This is a genomic window from Paenibacillus sp. LjRoot153 (genome assembly GCF_964253085.1).
Taxonomy (GTDB): Bacteria; Bacillota; Bacilli; order Paenibacillales; family NBRC-103111; genus Paenibacillus_E.
This window is the reverse complement of record NZ_CAXUQH020000001.1, coordinates 6,545,281-6,566,546: the sequence shown is the minus strand read 5'-3', so window position 1 is coordinate 6,566,546 and position 21,266 is coordinate 6,545,281. Positions and strand designations below refer to the sequence as shown.

The following is a 21,266-nucleotide window of genomic DNA, read 5'->3' as shown; positions in this document are numbered from 1 at the left end:
TGGTGAAGCCCTTATGTGGATATATACATGGCAGGAACTCGTCTGGATGACGGCTGCTGCGATTGCATTGGACTGGATGATTGGTGACCCGAAATGGCCCACGCATCCAGTTATTATCATTGGACGCTGGATCCGTTGGGTAGAGGATAGACTGCATCCTAGAGAAGTGACAACGACTATTCCAGTAGATAAGCACTCAAGATGGCTGCGAATGAAAGGTGTCCTACTCATGCTTACCACAATCACGCTAAGCTTTATTGTGGTACTTGTGCTGGTACATTTCGCAAACGATATTCATCCTTGGCTAGGGTACGCCGTTTCAACCTGGCTTATCTCCACGACGGTGGCGATCAAAGGCTTAAAGGATGCCGCGTATCTAGTCTACAATCCGCTGCGCGCAGGCAATCTCGCGGATGCTCGCAAGTACACCGGCTACATCGTAGGCCGGGATACGGATGCGCTCCACGAGGAGGAGCTCACGCGAGCCGTCGTGGAGACGGTCGCGGAGAACATCGTGGACGCGGTCATCGCGCCCTTGTTCTATGCGCTCATCGGCGGTGCGCCGCTGGCGATGCTATATCGTGCATCGAATACGCTAGATTCGATGGTCGGTTACCGAAATGACAGATACCGTCATTTCGGCACCGCGTCGGCCCGCTGGGACGACGCCCTGAACTGGATCCCGGCGCGGCTCACCGGGATCCTGCTGATCCTCGTGGCCCTGGCGAAGCCGGGCCTCTCAGCTCCACGCGCGGCGGCGGCGATTCGCCGCTTCGCGCATCTACACCCCAGCCCGAACAGCGGGATCCCAGAGTCGGCGGTAGCCGGGGCACTCGGGATCGAGCTCGGCGGGCTGAACGTCTATGGCGGCGCGGCAAGTGAGCGTGCCCGCCTGGGCTGGCCGCTGCGTCCGCGAACGCAGCGAGATATCGTGAACGCCGTGAGCATGCTATACGGCGTCAGTTTTGTAGTGATGGGAGGACTCCTGTGCGTCGTATTCATGCTTTGGTAGACTGGCTGAGAGCCTGTCTAGCCGCCTTTCAATTCCTAACACGTCTGCCGATTCCGGTGCAGATTGACTATACCGATCGCGTGTTTCAGCGCAGCTCTGTCTTTTATCCGCTTGTTGGCTTCGTAATTGGACTGCTTCTCCTGTTGGCAGGAGAAGGGCTCTCCCACGTGTTGCTAACCATGCCAGCAGCTGTCCTACTCCTAACGATCTGGGTAATTCTCACAGGCGGACTGCATCTTGATGGCCTAATGGATACCGCAGATGGGATTCTCAGTCACCGCCCCCGTGAGCAAATGCTCGAGATTATGAAGGATAGCCGTGTCGGCGCAATGGGCGTTATTGTGTGTGTCCTGCATCTATTGCTAAAATTTTCCTTGCTCTATACCATGCTGGACACCAACCGAGCAGGGGGACAAGGAAGTCTGCTTCTCCTACTGGCCATCGTACCGATCTGGAGTCGTTGGTTCATGGTTGCGGCCATTAGAATGTGGCCTTACGCAAGGCCGAATTCGGGGTTAGGCAGTCTGTTCCGTGGTGTTAATAGCAAGCATGTTACGGTATCTCTTTTAGTAGCCCTATTAACTACTACGTTATGTATTTGCATTAGTAACACAACTAAGTTACCGAGTTGGAGCATCGTCCTAAGCTTTATGGCAATCACCACGATAGTTGGAAGCGGGATTGCAGCTTATATCAGCTCCAAGCTAGGTGGACTTACCGGAGATACGTATGGCGCTTTAAATGAGCTGCTGGAGAGCGTGCTGTTGCTAGCCGTCATCATCATCATTGGCCTATAGGATAGGGACTGTAATCTTTTCGTGAAAGGAATGACTATGATGTTAGAGCGTTACGGACACGGAGGGGATCTGTGGTCAGCGGAGGAAGCTTTTCATCGACCGAAGGAGCAGTTTCTGGACTACAGCTCGAATATGAACCCTCTAGGGCCTCCTGAGGTGATCAAAGAGATTCTAACAGCGAGCTGGTACGATATCGTCAAATATCCAGATCCTGCTGTGCGTGAGCTTCGCCGAAAGCTAGCTCAGAAATACGGGATTGATCCTGAGAGTATTTTAGTTGGAAATGGTGCCGCAGAGCTGATCGATTTGATCATCCGTGTGTTGAAGCCAAGCACGACGGGGCTTGCTAGGCCGTCTTTTAGCGAATATGAGGAAGCGGTTCACAAAACGCGAGGCAGGATAACCAATATCCCATTAAGCCCTCGGCATCAGTTCGAACTACAATGGCAGGATGTCGAAGCGGTGCTGCCAGCTGTTGATTTGTTTTTCCTTGGGCATCCCAATAATCCGACAGGCAAACTGCTTTCAAGCAACGTGCTTAGCAATCTACTCCAGAGTCAGCGTAAGCTTGTGCTCGATGAGGCCTTTATGGATTTTGTTCCTCAGGAGTCAGAGCATTCGCTGCTGAAGCTTGCCTCAACAAGCCATGACCTGATTGTGATCCGTTCGATGACGAAGTTTTATTCGATCCCAGGCATTCGTTTAGGTTTTATGGTGACTCACCCTGATCTCATCCAGCATCTGCGACAGCAGCAGGTACAATGGAGTGTGAACTACCTCGCTCAACGTATGGGGGTTGCGGTTCTGGAAGATGAAGCGTTTGAACAATCCACTAGAGAGTGGCTGCGCGTCGAGAAGCCTTGGCTTATAGAGCAGCTGCGCCATATGGGCTTGGAAGTTGTGCCTAGTGATGTGAACTTCTTGTTGTTTTCATTTCCTGTGTCTAGTGGAATTACCGTAAAACAGGCTCAACAGGTTATGGGCCACCAAGGGATTCTGATTCGGGATGCTTCGTTATTTGAGGGTCTAAATGAACGCTATTGTCGCGTAGCCATTCGTCTACGTGAGGATAACGAGCGTTTACTACAAGGTTTGCGCAGCGTGATGAACGATTTAACTAAGAGTGGAGGTACAGGCCATGTGTGAATCAAAGTCAGCGGTTCTCATGATTCAAGGCACAGCTTCCGATGTTGGCAAAAGTATTCTTACGGCGGCCTTGTGCCGTATTTTCGTACAGGACGGCTGGCAGACAGCGCCCTTTAAATCGCAAAATATGTCACTCAATTCTTACATCACTTTCGATGGCAAAGAAATAGGCAGGGCGCAAGGTGTGCAAGCAGATGCTTGCCGAATTATCGCTACGACGGATATGAACCCGATTCTGCTCAAGCCTAAGCAAGACATGGTCGCTCAAGTTGTTGTTCATGGTAAGCCTTATGCCGATTTGGATGCAAGGACGTATAGGGAATCCTATTTGCCACAAGCGGAAGTCATTGTGAAAGATGCTTTAGAACGTCTGCGCAGTGGGCATGACATTGTCGTTCTGGAAGGGGCAGGAAGTCCAGCTGAGGTTAATCTCAAGGATCGAGACATCGTCAATATGAGATTGGCTGGTTGGGCAGATTCACCGGTTCTTCTGGTTGCTGATATTGATCGTGGCGGGGTGTTCGCTTCGATTGTGGGTACGCTTGAAATTCTGACCCCAGAAGAACGAGATCGGGTGCAAGGCTTTATTATTAATAAATTTCGCGGGGATGTCAGTCTGCTGAAGCCAGGCTTGGATTGGCTGGAGGAGCGTACAGGGAAGCCAGTTCTCGGTGTTATTCCCTATTTACAGCAGTTGGGTATTGAGGACGAAGACTCAGCTTCACTTGATTCCAAACGTGCTCAAACCAGAAGATCTCCGAGCAGTCTAGGAAAACAAGCAGATCAATTGGACGTCGCCGTAATTCGCTTGCCTCGTCTTTCGAACTTTACAGATTTTGATCCGCTGCAAGAAGAAGCCGACGTTCATTTCCGATATATTGATTCGTTAGCTGAATGGGGGGAGCCTGACGTCGTTTTGCTTCCGGGAAGCAAGAATACGATGGAAGACTTACACTATCTGAAGAAGTCAGGCCTGGCTGCGCGATTAGTCACTTTTGCTCACGAGGAAAAAGGTTGGATCGTTGGTATCTGTGCGGGTTATCAGATGCTGGGTGTCACACTTTCGGATCCTGATGGGTACGAATCAGAGCATGCTGAGCTTGGAGGTTTAGGGCTGCTTCCGACAGAAACGGTGTTCACGCCGGATAAACGAACTGTAAGGGTACAAGGTGTCAGCACGCTATTCGCAGCGAATTTTGTTATTGATGGCTATGAAATCCACATGGGCAGGACGCAATATGTGCATGAAATCGTGCCTCCTTTTCACATAGCTCCTCAAACGAGTACAGACTCAGCCGCACAACTAGAAACTCCACTTCATCATGACGGAGCGGTTTCGCTAGATGGTCGTGTGTGGGGAACCTATATCCATGGTATTTTGCACAATGATGATTTCCGTAGAGCTTGGTTAAACCAGATCCGTTTACATAAAGGTCTAACGCCTATCGCGCAAGGACTTCGTTATAAGGAGCGCCGAGAAGCGGCGTTTGATCGATTAGCTGAGCATGTACGAGCTCACTTGGATATGAAGCGAGTTTATGAGATGATGGAAATAACACATCCTACGAAACGGGAGGGGTTTTAAGATGAAAATATATACGCGTACGGGAGATGCTGGCCAAACCGGTGTGATTGGTGGTCGTGTAGACAAAGATGATGATCGAGTCGAGGCCTATGGAACGACGGATGAGCTGAATAGCTTCCTAGGTCAAGCGATGAGCTTCATGGATCCGCAAAAATACCCGGATTTATTGCCAGATTTGCTGCAGGTTCAGCATGAACTGTTTGATTGCGGGGCAGATCTTGCGCTGCTGAAGCAGGATTTGCGTCCCTATAAAGTTACGGCAGACATGGTGGATGCGTTAGAAGCTTGGATTGATAAATATGATGCCGAGACGCCAGATATCACTCGCTTTATTTTGCCTGGAGGTGGGACCGTATCCTCTACTTTACATGTATGTCGTACGGTTTGCCGTAGAGCTGAACGTCTAGTCGTAACACTAGCCCGCACACAGGAAATTAATCCCGAGGTGCGCAGATATTTAAACCGGTTGTCGGACTTTTTCTTCACGATTGCTCGCACCGCGAACTTCCGTGAGGGAATTGCTGATGTAGAATATATACGCAGTGCTGAGGTGTTTAAACGTAAATCATGAGCTATTATGAACCACTAGTATACATTGTCCCGCCAGAGGAAGAAGGCTTCATTCTCAAAACGGTGCTGCAAAAAAGATTGATGGTCTCACGGAAATTGTTATCCCGCATTAAGCTTACCGAGCGTGGGATTACGGTGAACGGGGAAAGGCAGTACATCAATATCAAAGTGAAGGCTGGCGATCGTGTAGAAATTCGGATGGAAGAAGAACAATCCGAGGATATTCTGCCTCAAGATCTTCCGCTGCATATTCTTCACGAAGATGAGCATCTGCTAATTTTAGCTAAGGATGCAGGTATCATCGTACATCCAACGCATGGTCACTACGTGAATACAATTGCGAATGGGGTTGTGTACCATTGGCAGCAAGCAGGGATTACGTGCCGTTTTCGCCCGGTGCATCGACTGGATCAAGAAACCTCAGGCGTCTTGGCTATTGCGAAAACACCCTATGTACATCAACAAATTTCGGAACAAATGATTCAGCATCTCGTGAAAAAAGAGTACCTCGCATTCGTCTGGGGCACGGTTGCCTCACCTTCGGGGACGATCAATGAGCCTATAGATCGTGATGACGAGCAGCCTCATGTACGCATTGTTAGGCCAGATGGTTATGCTGCTGTGACGCATTATGAGGTCGTGAAACAATTCGAGAAAGCTGCACTCGTTCGGATTTGGCTGGAAACGGGGCGTACGCATCAAATTCGTGTACATATGCGCCACTTGGGCCATCCGTTGTTAGGGGATAAAATGTACCAACTAGAACAGTACAGGGATGATGCAGCTGAACTTGAAGCCAGCAATCGGTTACATCGTCAAGCGCTGCATGCGTTTAAACTCGGCTTTGTGCACCCAGGTACAAGGGTATGGACCGAATTTAACGCGCCATTACCTGCCGATTTATCCGAACTTGAGCAATGGTTAGGCGATAAAAGGTAAAAAAACGAAAACCACTCCAATTTCTGGATGGTTTTTCTTTGCAATTACTTGACTTTCCTTGGTAATTAGCCCAAAATTTTAAGTAGTTCTATTTGATCATCATACGACATAAAGGAGTTATTACAACGTGGGAGTTAAAGTGTATGGTTACGATAAATGTGGGACATGCCGAAGTACTGTAAAGTGGCTGAAAGCACACGAAATTGATATTACAGATCAGGTCGCTTTATTTGAAACTCCGCCTTCAGCGAAGGAACTAGCGGATTTGCTGCAGCTAAGTGGTTTTGAGATCAAGAAGTTTTTTAATACATCAGGTGAAGTCTACAAAGAAATGAATTTGAAAGACAAGCTGCCGGGGATGTCACAACAACAAATGCTTGATTTGCTAGCCTCGAATGGGCGATTAATTAAGCGACCTATTGTAACGGATGGGCATAAGGTGACCGTAGGCTTCAAAGAAGATGTGTTTGAGGACGTTTGGGCGAAAGGGTGATAGGGACGTGGGAGACAACCAGAAACCAGCACGCAAGAAGTCACCACTAGCCATTGGCGGATTCATTGCAGTCCTCTTGTCACAAGGCAAGCTGCTGCTTGCCGCTTTGAAGTTTGGGAAAATTGGCGGCGCTGTCATCTCAATGTTCATCACGATTTGGGCTTACGCTTACTTGGCGCCATTGCCGTTTGCAATTGGTCTGGTACTTATGATCCTCATTCACGAGTTAGGACATGTGCTTGCAGCGAAGATGAAGGGGTTACCCGTCTCTGCACCGGTCTTCATCCCATTTCTTGGTGCATTGATCACGATGAAAAAGAATCCAACTGATGCAGCAACTGAAGCCTTCATAGGCATCGGGGGTCCAATTCTAGGTACCCTCGGAGGCGTTGCCGCTTTTGGTGTAGGCGTGTATTTTGATTCAGAAGTGATCGTTTCCGTTGCTTACGCTGCTTTTTATCTGAATCTGATCAATTTACTGCCTATACATCCCTTGGACGGCGGACGAATCTCAACAGCCGTAACACGCTGGTTATGGTTGGTTGGTTTAGTTGGCGGACTCATCCTCATTGTGTATCTCGATAGTTATTTCTCGAGTAAGATTATTTTCTTGATCATTTGGGCGATGTTTGCATGGGATTTGTACAAGAAATATGTGCGGTATCGCCATAAAGAAGAGCGTGTAACCGTCGCTACACGATTCGAATTTCCAGCCAATCATTTGCTGCAGCAAGGCTATATGATCCCAGGTGAGAGTCATACGCGTGACTTGGACTATATCACCTACTCGGAACTGCAAGGACCAGGCGCTGGTCGACAAACCTTGAATATGTCATGGCAAGCTATTGGATTCGAAGGGCATGCCTATTTACCTGTTCAGGCGATTGTTAAGAGAGTGCAATTGGTAAAAGCAGAACGTATGAATAAAGAGGATGGCTTGCACCTAGGTCTCCAGGTTCAAGTGGAATACTCCCCATTAGGGATGCAAGAGAGCTATTATGACGTACCCGTTAAGACACGCTGGAAGTTTGGGATCTCGTATTTGGTATTAATTTTATTTTTGCTCTATATGATAAGACTCGTTCATCAGGTCGGCATCATTTCCTAACATCACATTTCACATAATGAGGAAGCTATTTATGACATTTAAAGGATCCAGACGGCTGCAGCAGTTAGGCTCGGCTATTTTTTCGGAAGTAGCTGAATGGAAGAGAGAGGTTATGAACCAAGGGGTTGACGTCATAGATTTAGGTATAGGAAGTCCTGATCAGCCTCCCTCTGAGCGAATTTTGGAAGCAATGGCAGAGGCTGTTCGTAATCCTGCACATTACGGTTACCCAACATCCGAAGGAAGTTTGGCCTTTCGTGAAGCAGTAGCCAAATGGTATGACTATCGATTCGGTGTCCAGCTCGATGCTGAAACGGAAATCTTAACCTTAATGGGCTCACAAGATGGGCTTGCTCACTTAGCGCTTTCACTCTGTGATCCTGGGGATATGGCAATTGTCCCTGATCCAGGTTATCCCATATATTCGGCAAGTCTTGTCTTGGCAGGGGTTGACCCCTATTTACTACCGCTGCGTGCAGCAAATGATTTCTTACCCCAACTAGAGGACATTCCAGATGACGTGGCTGCTAAGGCGAAATTCATCTTGCTTAACTATCCAAGCAATCCGTTGTCTGCTGTTGCAGATCGTGCTTTCTTTGAGCATTTGATTTCATATGCGAAGAAGCAGGATTTGCTTGTAGTACATGATCTTGCCTATTCCGAAATGGCTTTTGATGGCTATAAGCCCATGAGTATTTTGGAGATTGAAGGTGCTAAGGAGGTTGCTATTGAATTCCATTCTTTATCGAAAAGCTTTAATATGGCAGGCTGTCGCATCGCATTTCTAACTGGTCATGCAGATGCAGTTAAGGCGCTAAAGACGCTGAAATCGAATATTGATTACGGGGTATTTGGGGCTATACAAGCAGCAGGTATTGCAGCATTAGAAGAAGATATGGAAAGCGATCATTCTGTCTCAAGTATGTATGAGAAAAGACGAAATTCATTTATTTCGGCATTAAATGATGCGGGTTGGATCATTCCACCACCGAAAGCAACGATGTTTATTTGGGCTCCAATACCTAAGGGGTGGACGTCTCGACAAATTTCCCGGGAAATGTTATTTCAGACAGGCGTTGTTGTCATTCCTGGCGATGCATTTGGCGCTGAGGGAGAAGGATTTGTCCGTATTGCTTTAGTGCAAGAAGAAGCTCGATTACTTGAGGCAGCAAGGCGAATAGGAGATTGGCTTCGGTCCTTAGAATGAAAGTTAGAGATTTTGGTAAAAATAGGAGAATGAGAGACATATTAGATGTATGGCAAGGACGAAAATTTATACGTTGAAAGGGGTAAGTATATGGATGCTATTTCTTCACTATCGGAGCTGTTAGCTGAGCAGAAGCCGTCATCGTACGTAGAGATTCCCGGGATTTTAGGACAGACGTTCGGTCAAGCGACAATCGCTGCTACATTACCTATTAGCAAACTATTTTCTATTTTTGAGGTGGATTTAGAAGTACAACGTGCGATCATTCCGCGGAACCTCTCTAAATTAATTGACTATGTGAATTTATATTTAGAAGATCGCCAGCCTATCTATTTCCCAGGCATCATTTTCTCAGCAAGAGGCGCAGGACATTATGATGAGGACCACCAAGCCCTTCGCTTACAGCCAATTGAGAAATTGTATGTCGTCGACGGCCAGCATCGCTTAGCGGCATTCCAACGGATTATGGAAACGCTGCAAAGTCAGATGGCACGTGCCAAAGATCGTCGTGAATATGACAAAATGGATGAGATTACGGAAAAGCTGCGTCGTCTATATGCATTCCCAATCTCAACAATGACATATCTAGACATTAATGCGCGTCAGGAACGTCAATTGTTCTCCGACATTAACAAGCTTCCTCGTAAGCTTGGAGGCAACTTGGCTGTCCTTCGTGATCAACGCCGGTTCTATCATGTGGCAGCTACGGAGCTAGCAGCGAAAGCGCCTGCGATGCAGAAGCTGACTGTCGATATGTTCTCAGAGCGTGGTAAATCGCCGGAGTATTTATTCTCCTACCACTTGTTAATTGAAATTCTAGTGGGATTGTTTGAAGGGCGAATGAAATCTGCTGCTCGCAATAACAACTATCAATATGCGGATAAAGATTTGCAGGAGCTTATTTCGCTAGCAGGCGGCTACTTTAACGGATTATTGACGCACTTGCCATCACCGACCAAGGGTGAAATCGTGTGGTCTGAGAATATCCAAATTGCGTTAGCCCTCTTCATGCATGAAGAAGCGACGAAAACAGGCAGCTTTAATCGCTATGCACTTGAGCATGCTTTGAAAATATTACCGCATGTCAACTGGAATAGTATTTATGCTGGGGAAGAGAAAGATCGTCTACCTAGACGTACACGTATCATGAAAGCTTATAACCATATTAAGAGCTTCTATCAAGATCAGAATGCATTCCTAATCAGTGATGCAGAAGACTATAAAGCTAGTTTTGCGAACAAGGAGGACGTGAGCTAATGGAAGGATTACGCCTGAAAATGACTATCCATCCTTTCTGCGAAAGGTTCGGTCTCGCGACTGTTGCCTTGCGCGTTCAGGACCTGCTGAACTACACGATGATCGATCCAATGGTTCAACGGAAGCTGAGCAATATGCAGCGCCGGAAGATTTCGACTTATTTGCAAGAACGCGAACTAGACCATGTTTTCTTCGGTCCTGTAACCTTATCGCTTCGCGAAGTGAACCAACTCTCCAAGGGAGCGAAGGAGTTCCTCTTGCGACATGGCTCGAAGCTATCCATTCTTGATGGGCAGCATCGGATTCTAGCACTTGGTTATGTGAATGATCAGATGCAAAAAGAAGTAAGACGTTACGAGAAAAAGCTGGCTCTGCTGAAAATTAAGCAACGGAAGTTTAGTGACGATGCGGAAATCAAGCAAGAGGTTGAAGAAACAGAAGGCACGATTAATCAACTTGAGGGTAGACGTTTGGACCTGATGGAAACACAGCTTGCTGTGCAAATTTATATCGGCTTAACGGAGGAAGAAGAGCAGCAGCTATTTGGCGACATCAACTCCAAAGTGCAGCTAGTTAGTAAGGAACTCGGACATTCCTTTGATTCCATTGATCCGCTTAATCTGGTTATTCAGCAAGTCGTGGACCACAATGTGTATCTGAAGGCAGCGGGTGTGGAGAGACGCAGTAACTTGACCTCCTTTAACCGTAACTTTACATGCTTCAGCTGGTTGTATGCTACGGCGACGATGCTGTTCTCAGGTAGAATGCAGCCTTCTTATGAACTGCAACGTAAAATTCGACATGATCCATCGACGTATGTTGAAATCTTGCATCAATTTTTTAACACCATCTTGCCAATGATGCCAGAGCAGCCGGGATTGGCGCAATATACCTCCGCGAACCGTGTGATTCAGGAAAGTATTGCTCTGTATGCGAATCGTTTCTTATTCCCAAATGGCGAATATAATGATGAGTGGACGCAGTCCTTACAATTGCTAGAGGGCTTCGATTGGTCTCATGACAATGAAGAGTTAATCTATGTATTTGGCTCGTTGGACAATGGCAAAATCAACCTCATTCACGAGAAATCGTTGAAAAAACATGTGAAACTCGTGCAATTCTTCTTAGAAGGCACGGATTCCGCTAGTGATTCCGAAGAAGTATCCTCTGCCTAGTTAGAACCCCAATAACCCTTTCGATCTCAATGAGAATTGAGATTGAAGGGGTTATTTTCATTTTACGAAGATCGCTAATCTCAAAATATACGCATCCTAGTATTCATTTGTCTATATCAAAAATAAAGAACTAGCATACGATATCATATAAAGTTTGAAGGGAGGAAAACACAATGAGTTGCTCCGTATATGCTACTTTGGCTCATGTTGGACTTGGTACGGTTATTACGATTCATGCAGGTACTACACCAAATCATCAAGGTAGATTTCTAGGTATCCAAAATGGTAATGTTGTCATTGCAAATGCTGCTGGTACAGTATTTTATTTCCCAATTGATAAAATTGCTGTGGTTCATATTCCTTAATATTCGTACCCAATTGAAAGTAATAAAAGAACAAGAGAGCCGGACAAGCTCTCTTGTTTTCTTCCCATTCACATAGATTACAATACCGACAAGTAGAGTAGGACACTCAGGTAGACTTTGATAAATTCCTGTTTCGAGTCTCCTTACTTTGTCCATACTAGCTAATGAAAGCGAATCCACCCGGCAGGGGGCTAAGAACGATGTTAGCCGTTCATCAACGTATGGCGGAATTATGGACACTACGCAGAGCCCGAGAGCTAACTCGAGGCGAGCAAGAGGAATTAATGCTATGCATGGAAGCGAATGCGACTTATGTATGGAACCGATTAAAACTAGAAAATTTATCGCTATGCGCCTCCTTGACAGAGGATTATGAGTGGTTGCATGACATTTGTGAGCGTATCGAAAAGATTGAACCCAAGCACTGACTAAACGTCGGTGCTTTTTTCCTTTTCTGCAAGAGTGTGGACAGGTATAATGAGGATAGTTCAAAGCTAAGGAGATGTCGCATGGTCAGCTGGTTCAAGCAACGGGGAGTAGCTCCCTATACATTCTTTCTTTTAGGATTCATGCTTCTGATTGCCCTCATACTTAGACTTGTGTTGGCCCCCACATGGGTAGGCTATGATACGGACGTGCGAACGTTCATGGCGTGGGCAGATCGAGCTTATACGGTAGGATTGAAGGACTTATATACGAATGCCAAAGATTATTTTCTAGATTATCCACCTGGCTACATGTATGTCCTATACGTTGTGGGCTTTGTACACCATAAACTGTCTATTCCTTGGCAAAGTGGGAGCTCCTTACTCATTCTTAAGCTTCCCGCAATCCTTGCAGATCTTGGAACGGTTTATCTGTTATTTCGACTAGCGATCAGCAAGCACGAAGGTGCACGTACTTGGAAGCAGGCGCTCTGGATTGCTGCCCTATTTGCCTTCAACCCAGCCATTTGGGCGAATTCCGCGGTATGGGGACAGGTAGATTCTTTCTTTATGCTGTTTATTGTTGCGACATTGTTGATGCAGATGAAGGGCAAACTGCCACAAGCCGCCTTCTTTATTGCACTTGCTCTTTTGCTTAAACCTCAGGCGCTGCTGTTTGGCATCTTCCTATTAATCGATGTGATACGGGCACGTAATGTGATGGTCTGGCTATTAAGCGTGCTGACAGGCGTAGCCACAATGGCTGTTCTTTCACTTCCTTTCGCAGTTGGCAGAGGCTATGGCTGGATGATCGAATTGTATTCGGGCACGTTAGCTTCATATCCGTATGCATCGCTCAACGCGTTTAACCTGTTCGCACTTCTTGGCGGGAACTTCGTGGACATCAATAGTGGATTCTGGCATTTGTCTTATCAATGGATTGGAATCGTTTTAATGGTTCTGTCCATCCTATATGTTTGTCTACTTTATTGGCTCGGTAAGAATCGGCGCGGTGCCGTATTGTACATATCGTTCTTATTTATCACGGCTATGTTTATGTGTATGACTAAAATGCATGAGCGCTATTTACACTATGGCTTATTGTTAGCTTTAACGAGCTTCATTTACTTGAAGGATCGCCGGATTCTATGGCTGTTTATCGGCTTCAGTATCACGCATTTTATCAATATCGGCGATGTGCTCCTGCGAAGCTTCCATCAGGATTATCACATTCCGCGCTACAATCCTATGATGCTGGCGGTTTCGGGGATCAATGTTATGATGTTTATCTATGCTTGTATGTTGGGATGGAGGCTTTTCGTGAAATCAGATCAGGATGAGGATGTGGAGGAGACTATACCTCTAGTAGACAATAAGGTTGAAGTGCTTCCAGAGGAAGATGACCTGCAAGAAAAAGCAACGAATTTAAGAGAGACCTCACTGTGGAAGGCACTTTTCCATAGGGCAGAGGATCATATAGAAAGAGGGAAACGCGGGCGCTTTTTCTCGCGTAAAGATGCCCTGTATCTAGGCGCTCTTATGGTCGTTTATACGATCATTGCGCTGTTCCATCTCGGCGGACATAAGGATCCCACGACTTTCTGGCAGCCATCTCGTGGAGGAGAAACGGTCATTGCTGATCTCGGCAGCACGCATCAGATTACACGTATTAATAGTTTTGCTGGAGTTGGGGAAGGCGCCTACTCCTACTGGTTTTCGAAAGATGGTGAACAGTGGCAGGATGCTATGGCGGTTAAATCTGACCATACGAAGGTGTTCACCTGGCATACGGTAGAAGCTAATAAAGAAGCTCGATATGTAAAAATTGTGATTGATGCGCAAGAGAGTGCGAAGCTGCATCTTCATGAAATTGGGATTTTCGGAGATGGAGGGACGACCCCATTACCGATTGCCAATGTGAAGGAGATAGATGTCAACGCCTCTGACGAGGGGAAAACAGCTCATTTATTTGATGAGGCAAGTGTTGTCCCATATACACCTACCTATATGAATGGCACGTATTTCGATGAGATTTATCATGCAAGAACGGCTTATGAGCATCTCCACAAGATCGAGCCGTATGAAAGTACACATCCGCCGCTGGGCAAAATATTCATATCCATCGGTATTTATGTGTTCGGTTTAAATCCGTTTGGATGGCGTATTATCGGTACGCTATTCGGTGTTGGCATGATTCCTATTATGTATGTGTTCGCGAAGCGGATGTTTGGCCGTTCCGAATATGCCCTTATTGCTGCCTTTTTACTCAGCTTTGATTTCATGCATTTTGCCCAAACAAGAATTTCCACGATTGATGTGTATGGTGTGTTTTTCATTATGCTGATGTTCTATTTCATGTATCGGTATACAACGTTGAGCTTCTTCCGTGAAAAGCTTTGGACCACACTGATCCCACTGGGACTTTCAGGTCTGTTCTTCGGGATCGGTGCTGCTTCCAAATGGATCGTCATATACGGCGGTGCTGGCTTGGCCGTCCTATTAGCCATCTCGCTATGGGAGCGGTACAGAGAGTATCAATTTGCCAAGCGAGTATTGAGGGAGAACAGTCGGGAAGAGCCAGAAATGGAGGAGAGCGTGGGAGTTTATGAAGATCTTCTCTCAGAAGAGGAATCTACGAAGCTTCTACGTGTACAAAAGATTTTCGTACGAAACACCCTGCTTACTATACTTTGGTGCGTACTGATGTTTGTTATCGTACCGTTAGGAGTCTACACCTTATCCTATATCCCTTTCATGATGGTTCCAGGTCCTGGACATCAGTTGAAGGATGTTGTGACCTATCAGGTACATATGTACAAATACCATAAGGATCTCGTCGCTACGCATCCGTTCTCCTCACCTTGGTGGGAATGGCCGATGATGATACGCCCGATCTGGTATTACCAAGCGAAGCTGATGCCGCAGGGCATGCTTTCGAGCATCGTTTCATTCGGTAATCCGCTAGTGTGGTGGCCAGGATTTATTGCTGTGCTGATGTCCTTTTATCTCGCGTTCAAACGCAAGGATAAATTGCTGCGCATGCTGCTCATTGCGTACTGCTCACAGTACTTGCCGTGGATGTTGGTACCGCGACTAACATTTATTTATCACTATTTTGCTATGGTACCGTTCCTAGTTCTGATTTTAACTTACTACATCAAAGACTATTTGGAGCAAGGGCCGCTGCACCGAAGAAGATGGGTTTACGGTTACTTAGCCGCCGTTTTCGTGCTATTCGCACTGTTTTATCCGATTCTATCGGGGATGATTATACCGGCGAAATACTCGTTCTTTTTACGATGGATGCCGGGCTGGAATTTCTTTTGAGATGACGGATTGACGTCTCTTAGAAGCCATGGTAATATAATTCCAAGTGAAATACTATGAATTGAAATAAGTCGACCGAACAACAGGAGACTCTCCCACTATGTACCCGAAAACATGGAGGCGGAGTCTCTTTTTCTCACCACAAAATGCTAATGGAGCGTGAATCAAATGGCTAAAGTAGTAATTATTTCAGGAAGTCCAACCCCAACCTCCCGATTACATGGTGTAATCGAAGTTGCTAAGAGCGAGCTTCTGCAAGCGGGGTTAGAAGTAGATTGGATCAAGGTTCGCGACCTGCCTGCTGAGGATTTGTTATATGCTAAGTTCGACAGCGAAGCCATTGTTGACGCGAGTAAGCGTGTGGCTGAGGCCGACGCTGTTTTCGTAGCTACACCTGTATACAAAGCTTCCTACACAGGCGTGTTAAAAGCTTTCTTGGATCTGCTGCCGCAAAAAGGACTCGAGCGTAAAATCGTACTTCCATTAGCGGTTGGAGGAACCTACGCGCACTTGCTCGCAATCGATTATGCACTCAAACCGGTATTGTCTGTCCTAGGTGCACAGAACATTTTACAAGGCGTGTATGTGCTTGATAAACAAGTGACATGGGGCGAACAGGGACAGGCGATTCTCGATGATGAAATCACGTCCCGTTTGAAGGAATCCGTAACGGAATTCATTCAGGAAATCAAATGGCATACGAGCCGCTAAACACATAGCACACACAAACTCGTCATTGGTAACTTTTGCTGATGGCGGGTTTTTGCGTGTCGGGAACCCTTCTCCCATGCTATACTACTCATATCGAATTCATATATACATAGAATGGGAGCAAATATAAATGTCACAAAATTCATCTGAATCTGTGCTGCTTGTAGACGGCATGGCCTTATTATTTCGCGGTTTTTATGCTACATCATCTAGTGGTTATATCATGAGAACCGATAACGGTGTGCCGATCAACGGTGTATACGGATTTTTGAAATATTTGCTCGATGCTATAGGCACCTTCAAACCGACTCACGTTGTGTGCTGTTGGGATATGGGAAGCAAGACCTTCCGTACAGAGAAATTTGAATCCTATAAAGCAAATCGTGGACCTGCTCCAGAGGAGTTAATCCCGCAATTCGATCTGGTCAAAGAAGTGACAGCTAGCTTTAGTATTCCGAATGTCGGCGTTGTAGGTTATGAAGCAGATGATTGTATCGGGACCTTGGCTCGTTCCTACAGCCCCTACATGAAAGTCCAGATCTTAACCGGGGATCATGATATGCTCCAGCTTGTGGATGAGAATACCGAAGTTATTATTATGAAAAAAGGGCAATCCAACTACATGGTGTACACGTTAGAAACACTCATGGAAGAGAAAAGCCTAACCCCAGCTCAAATCATTGATCTGAAGGGGTTAACGGGTGATACCGCAGATAATTATCCAGGGGTCAAAGGGATTGGGGAGAAAACAGCAACCAAGCTGCTCAATGAGTACGAGAATATTGCGGGTATCCTCGAAAACTTAGCTGCACTTCCAAAGGGCGTACGTGCGAAGATCGAGGCTGAGCTGGATATGCTGCATCTTTCGCTTGATCTAGCAACGATTCGCTTGGATGCACCGGTTGCTTGTGCGCTTGAAGATTGCTTGTGGGCGATGGATCGGGAGAAGGTCATTAGCAAATTCGATGAAATTGCGTATAAAGGATTAATCAGATTGATCGGATAAGACATCAAATGGGGGACAGTGCCTGCTTCTGGGTACTGTCCCCATGTCTTTGTAACGCGTAGTGGAAACTGAAATTTGAACAAAGAAGACGGTTTTTTTGATTACCGAATGTTAACTTATAGCAGATAATAGAAATGTAAGCGATTACGGTTTCCGAAATGTACGTACAAAGGGGAGAAAAACCATGAAAAAGGCAGTATTCACATTAATGTCATTATCCATGATTTTCACAGCAACAGCTTGTTCTTCGGGTACTTCTAGTAACCAAAGTGGAGGAGCTACAACAGCGCCAACAACAACAACGACTCCTAGTGCAACAGTAAGTGCAAGTAAGGACCCTGTAAAGCTTCGTATGGCTTGGTGGGGCGGTCAAGCGCGCCACGATTATACGCTGAAAGTTATTGAAATGTATGAGAAAGCACATCCGAATGTGAAAATTGAAGCAGAATATGCGGCTTTCGATGATTATTGGAAGAAGCTTGCTCCGCAAGCAGCTGCGAACCAACTGCCAGATATTATACAAATGGACATCTCTTATTTGACACAATACGGTGGAAGAAACCAACTGGCGGATTTGACGCCTTTTACGAAGAACAAAGTTCTTAATGTGGACGATGTGAGTCCGAATGCCTTATCAGGTGGTCAAGTGGGCGGGAAGCTCGTAGCTATGAACTTAGGGGTTAATGCTTTAACCAGCATGATGGACATTGAGATGTTGAAAAAAGCAGGCATCACGCCTCCTGAGAAAAACTGGACATGGAATGATATGGACGCGTTGGCTACGAAAGCGAAAGCTGCGGGTAAAATCATGGGCGGCTTCCGGGATGACGTTTTCTTCCCTTACTATTTGCGTACACTTGGTCAAAAAATGTATAACGCGGAAGGTACAGCGCTAGGCTATACCGACGATAAGATGTTTATCGATTATTTCAATCGTATTCAAAAATGGTATGATGCTGGCGTCTTGCTGCCACTTGATAAAGCTGCACAAAAGAAAGGTACACCAGAGGATGATGAAATGACTTTGGGGAATTCCATTTCCTCCAATGGTTGGTCAAATCAATACATTGGTCTAGCTAATGCAGCTAAACGTGATCTTGTTCTGCAGCCAATGCCAGGTCCAGATGCGAACAAAGGGTTGTTCTTGAAACCAAGTATGTACTGGTCTGTCTCAAGCAGTTCCAAAGTACAAGAAGAAGCCGCTAAATTTATTGATTTCTGGATTAATGATATTGAAGCGAATAAAATTATTAAAGGCGAGCGCGGCGTACCTGTAGCTTCCAAAGTGAAAGAAGCTTTGAAACCGCTTTTGAGCCCGAATGAAATCAAAGTATTTGACTATGTCGCATGGGCTGAGAAAAACAGTTCACCTATGGATCCTCCGAATCCAGTGGGCTCCATTGAGATTGAGAAGCTGCTAAAAGATACAGGGGAGAAAATTTTGTATAAGAAAATTACCGTGCAAGAAGCGGCTGCCGCTTTCCGGAAAGATGCAACAGTCATTTTGGAGAAAAACAAAAAGTAATAGGTGATTCTAGTAACAGGTACTCATCGTTGACACTTTCAAAAGTGTTAGACGGTGGGTACTTGTTTTGTGTAATCCGCCACTTCAGAGGTGATCTACCTACCTATTGCAAAACAGCCGACTGCCGATATCGCAGCGGCGTCATTTTCGTCATCTGGCGGAACACACGCCCGAATTGCACAAGCGAGCCGAAGCCAACTTGCTCGGCGATAACGATGACTTTTAGCTTCGTTGTTGCCAGCAGCCTCTGAGCTTCTTGCACACGAACGAGATTTACATATTCAACCAGTGAAAACCCGGTGATTTCCTTGAACATCCGGCTTAAGTATGCGGAGCTGATTTCGAATCGCTCTGCAAGCTCTTCCAGTCGCATTGGTTCAGCGAAATGGGTGTTGATAAACCTCACGATGGTGGATATTTTCCGGTGGAGGGGAGAAACGTGTTCTGGCGAAGTGACGGGATGTATGCGAACGAAACGTGCCGTGAATAGTAACAACTCAATTAAAAAGTGTGTCATGGCAAAAGTTTGCCCCATCGCAGGCTCCTTAGCTTCATGAATTAACTTGCCTAGCATGTCTTCAACAAGCCGCCGAGTAGGCAGATCGAGCCGCAATACAGGCGTATCATGCGTGAAAGCATCCAGTAAGAAAGGTGCCGATTCTTTCGTGTTTTCCAAAATGCTGTCACTAAAATTAATGACGACCCTCGCATGACCGAGTTTATCTGAATCGGAAGTAGCATGCAGCTCACGTCGATTGATGAGGACCAAATCTCCTGGAAGAATGAGATAGGAACGATCACGAATGAAATACATGCGTTCTCCTTCGTATAAATAATAGAGCTCGTACATATCATGCATGTGCTGGGTTCTCTCGAAAGGGCCAGAGCGATGAATATGCTGGATGTAGAAAGGGCCTTCATCTTCATTGCCGAAAGTGACGGTACGTGACATAGGCGCTGCTCCTTGTTTGGAAATGAGGTAACTGAAGTATATCATAAAATGAAGTGAAAAATATGAACAGTTTTCGTAGAAAATAGGAATAGATGAAGAGAAAACGCTCCTTACTTGCGATAAAATGAATGTATAGATGGAATAGCAAACGCTTGCAAATTAGGAGGAAATTGAACATGAACGCACTTATAGAAGCAGTACGCGCAGGGAAAGTAAACGAGTTCTCATCCGAGGTTATTAAAGTGTATGCGTCTTCCCTAACCCAAGTGGGAGATACAACATTGCTTATGGTACGCACAACTGAAGGGAAGCGACTAATCGTCGTGGGCTCAGGAGATTTGTTCGACCAACTGCAAGGTAAAGTCGTAGATGGCGAGAAAGTAGCTCCACTAACACATGAAAATCGCTTGATTATTAATCAGTTTTTACCATACACAGCGCCACAAGCCTTCGGAACACAAGTAGCGACGATGGGTTTAGGCGATCGACTTGGTATTGCAAGTCCTGGCCATATCCAAACGATCCGCGGCAAAGATATTCGTCCTGTCTTGGCGCAACAAAGTATTCGTGAGCTTGCTTTGACAGGCCGCACGTATGAGGATGTTTTGGATGCAGCGGCTTATGCGGTTCTGCAAGAGGGCTACAAGGACGGGTATGGCGCTGACGGCGACCACTTGAAGAAAGAAGAGGACATCGAGTACGCGTTGCGCCTTGGTTTCACGATGCTGACGCTCGATTGCTCCGAGAATATCGACAATACGATTGAATCCATGTCCGCAGCAGAAATCGCAGCGAAATACGAGCAACTCCCTGCTAGCTTGCGCAGCCGCTATGAAGAGCGCTATCTGCAAACAGCACCGAATGTACCGGGAGCAACTCTTGCATATACAGCAGAAGCTTTGAAGAAAGATGTCTTGATTTATGATGCTGCCATTAATTTCATGGAAGCTATCTATCGCAAGTATATCGTTACACTTGATCGTGCGGTTGATTTCGAAATTTCCATTGATGAAACTGCGACGCCTACTTCCCCTGAGGCACATTACTTGGTAGCCAATGAACTACGTGACCGTGGTGTTACGATCTTCAGTATGGCGCCACGCTTCTGTGGTGAATTCCAAAAAGGGATCGACTACATCGGAGATATTGCGCAATTTGAGCGTGAGCTAGCTAGTCATGCGGCGATTGCTGTTCATTTTGAATACAAGCTAAGCATCCATTCCGGCAGTGATAAATTCAGTGTGTTCCCATTGATCGGGCAATACACGAATGGCCTGTTCCATATCAAAACAGCCGGTACAAATTGGCTCGAAGCGGTACGTGTTGTAGCGAAAGTGAATCCTACGCTCTATCGCCGCATGCACCAATATGCACTTGATCACTTTGTTGAAGCGACAGCGTACTACCACGTAACGACAGACATCAGCGCAATCGCTCCACTTAGCGATGTAACGGATGCGCAGCTGCCTGATTACATGGAAGAAAATAATGCACGTCAATTGCTGCACATCACGTATGGTTTGCTTCTTCAAGCGAAAAATGAAGACGGAAGCCGCACATTTGCGGATGAGTTCTTCCAAACATTGGCTGATCAAGAAGATACCTTTGCTGAAGGACTTCGTCATCATATTGGCAGACACTTGGAGTTGCTGGGCAAATAATCAAC

19 protein-coding genes are annotated in these 21,266 nt (G+C 46.1%); 18 read left to right on the top strand and 1 reads right to left on the bottom strand.

From position 1 onward, the window contains the following. The first annotated feature begins 13 nt into the window (after positions 1-13). The 17 genes from cbiB to ACSQ8P_RS28205 all read left to right on the top strand — a co-directional run bounded on the left by cbiB (position 14) and on the right by ACSQ8P_RS28205 (position 18,648). On the top strand, positions 14-1,012 hold the full coding sequence (cbiB, locus tag ACSQ8P_RS28285; protein WP_436238240.1) for an adenosylcobinamide-phosphate synthase CbiB: 999 nt from the start codon (positions 14-16) through the stop codon (positions 1,010-1,012). Next, entirely contained in the window at positions 988-1,809 is an 822-nt protein-coding gene (cobS, locus tag ACSQ8P_RS28280) for an adenosylcobinamide-GDP ribazoletransferase (protein WP_436238239.1), read from the top strand. Before cbiB ends, cobS begins: the two co-directional genes overlap by 25 nt. A 30-nt stretch (positions 1,810-1,839) precedes the next feature. Then, positions 1,840-2,955 carry a threonine-phosphate decarboxylase CobD gene (gene cobD, locus ACSQ8P_RS28275; RefSeq protein WP_436238238.1) on the top strand — a complete coding sequence of 372 codons (1,116 nt, stop codon included), beginning with the start codon at positions 1,840-1,842 and terminating at the stop codon, positions 2,953-2,955. Continuing rightward, positions 2,948-4,540 carry a cobyric acid synthase gene (locus tag ACSQ8P_RS28270; protein ID WP_436238237.1) on the top strand — a complete coding sequence of 531 codons (1,593 nt, stop codon included), beginning with the start codon at positions 2,948-2,950 and terminating at the stop codon, positions 4,538-4,540. Before cobD ends, ACSQ8P_RS28270 begins: the two co-directional genes overlap by 8 nt. A gap of 1 nt (position 4,541) precedes the next feature. Beyond that, a complete protein-coding gene (locus tag ACSQ8P_RS28265; protein ID WP_436238236.1) occupies positions 4,542-5,111 on the top strand; it encodes a cob(I)yrinic acid a,c-diamide adenosyltransferase in 570 nt (189 codons plus the stop codon). Further along, on the top strand, positions 5,108-6,049 hold the full coding sequence (locus tag ACSQ8P_RS28260; protein WP_436238235.1) for an RluA family pseudouridine synthase: 942 nt from the start codon (positions 5,108-5,110) through the stop codon (positions 6,047-6,049). The genes ACSQ8P_RS28265 and ACSQ8P_RS28260 overlap by 4 nt, the downstream gene beginning before the upstream one ends. A gap of 127 nt (positions 6,050-6,176) precedes the next feature. Further along, positions 6,177-6,542, top strand: a complete 366-nt coding sequence (locus ACSQ8P_RS28255) for an arsenate reductase family protein (RefSeq protein WP_436238234.1) — start codon at positions 6,177-6,179, stop codon at positions 6,540-6,542. Positions 6,543-6,549: 7 nt separating this feature from the next. Beyond that, positions 6,550-7,650, top strand: coding sequence for a site-2 protease family protein (locus ACSQ8P_RS28250; RefSeq protein WP_436238233.1), 1,101 nt, complete (start codon positions 6,550-6,552; stop codon positions 7,648-7,650). Between the two features lie 31 nt (positions 7,651-7,681). After that, on the top strand, positions 7,682-8,857 hold the full coding sequence (locus ACSQ8P_RS28245; protein WP_436238232.1) for an aminotransferase class I/II-fold pyridoxal phosphate-dependent enzyme: 1,176 nt from the start codon (positions 7,682-7,684) through the stop codon (positions 8,855-8,857). Between the two features lie 90 nt (positions 8,858-8,947). Beyond that, on the top strand, positions 8,948-10,114 hold the full coding sequence (locus ACSQ8P_RS28240) for a DNA sulfur modification protein DndB (protein ID WP_056609438.1): 1,167 nt from the start codon (positions 8,948-8,950) through the stop codon (positions 10,112-10,114). Next, a complete protein-coding gene (locus ACSQ8P_RS28235) occupies positions 10,114-11,289 on the top strand; it encodes a DNA sulfur modification protein DndB (RefSeq protein ID WP_436238231.1) in 1,176 nt (391 codons plus the stop codon). Before ACSQ8P_RS28240 ends, ACSQ8P_RS28235 begins: the two co-directional genes overlap by 1 nt. Positions 11,290-11,462: 173 nt before the next feature. After that, a complete protein-coding gene (locus ACSQ8P_RS28230; protein WP_436238230.1) occupies positions 11,463-11,654 on the top strand; it encodes a hypothetical protein in 192 nt (63 codons plus the stop codon). Between the two features lie 200 nt (positions 11,655-11,854). Beyond that, the gene (locus ACSQ8P_RS28225) at positions 11,855-12,082 is read left to right on the top strand and encodes a DUF7667 family protein (RefSeq protein WP_436238229.1); all 228 of its coding nucleotides are present in this window, start codon (positions 11,855-11,857) and stop codon (positions 12,080-12,082) included. 81 nt (positions 12,083-12,163) lie between these two features. Further along, on the top strand, positions 12,164-15,406 hold the full coding sequence (locus ACSQ8P_RS28220; protein ID WP_436238228.1) for a glycosyltransferase family 39 protein: 3,243 nt from the start codon (positions 12,164-12,166) through the stop codon (positions 15,404-15,406). Between the two features lie 168 nt (positions 15,407-15,574). After that, positions 15,575-16,117, top strand: a complete 543-nt coding sequence (gene ssuE, locus ACSQ8P_RS28215) for an NADPH-dependent FMN reductase (RefSeq protein ID WP_436238227.1) — start codon at positions 15,575-15,577, stop codon at positions 16,115-16,117. A gap of 130 nt (positions 16,118-16,247) precedes the next feature. Beyond that, entirely contained in the window at positions 16,248-17,123 is an 876-nt protein-coding gene (locus tag ACSQ8P_RS28210) for a 5'-3' exonuclease (RefSeq protein ID WP_436238226.1), read from the top strand. 184 nt (positions 17,124-17,307) lie between these two features. Next, entirely contained in the window at positions 17,308-18,648 is a 1,341-nt protein-coding gene (locus ACSQ8P_RS28205) for an ABC transporter substrate-binding protein (protein ID WP_436238225.1), read from the top strand. Positions 18,649-18,751: 103 nt separating this feature from the next. Here ACSQ8P_RS28205 and ACSQ8P_RS28200 read toward each other — a convergent pair whose 3' ends face one another. Further along, the gene (locus ACSQ8P_RS28200; RefSeq protein ID WP_436238224.1) at positions 18,752-19,600 is read right to left on the bottom strand and encodes a helix-turn-helix domain-containing protein; all 849 of its coding nucleotides are present in this window, start codon (positions 19,598-19,600) and stop codon (positions 18,752-18,754) included. Between the two features lie 176 nt (positions 19,601-19,776). Here ACSQ8P_RS28200 and ACSQ8P_RS28195 point away from each other — a divergent pair, with 176 nt between their 5' ends. After that, entirely contained in the window at positions 19,777-21,261 is a 1,485-nt protein-coding gene (locus ACSQ8P_RS28195) for a tagaturonate epimerase family protein (RefSeq protein WP_436238223.1), read from the top strand. The last annotated feature ends 5 nt before the right edge of the window (positions 21,262-21,266 follow it).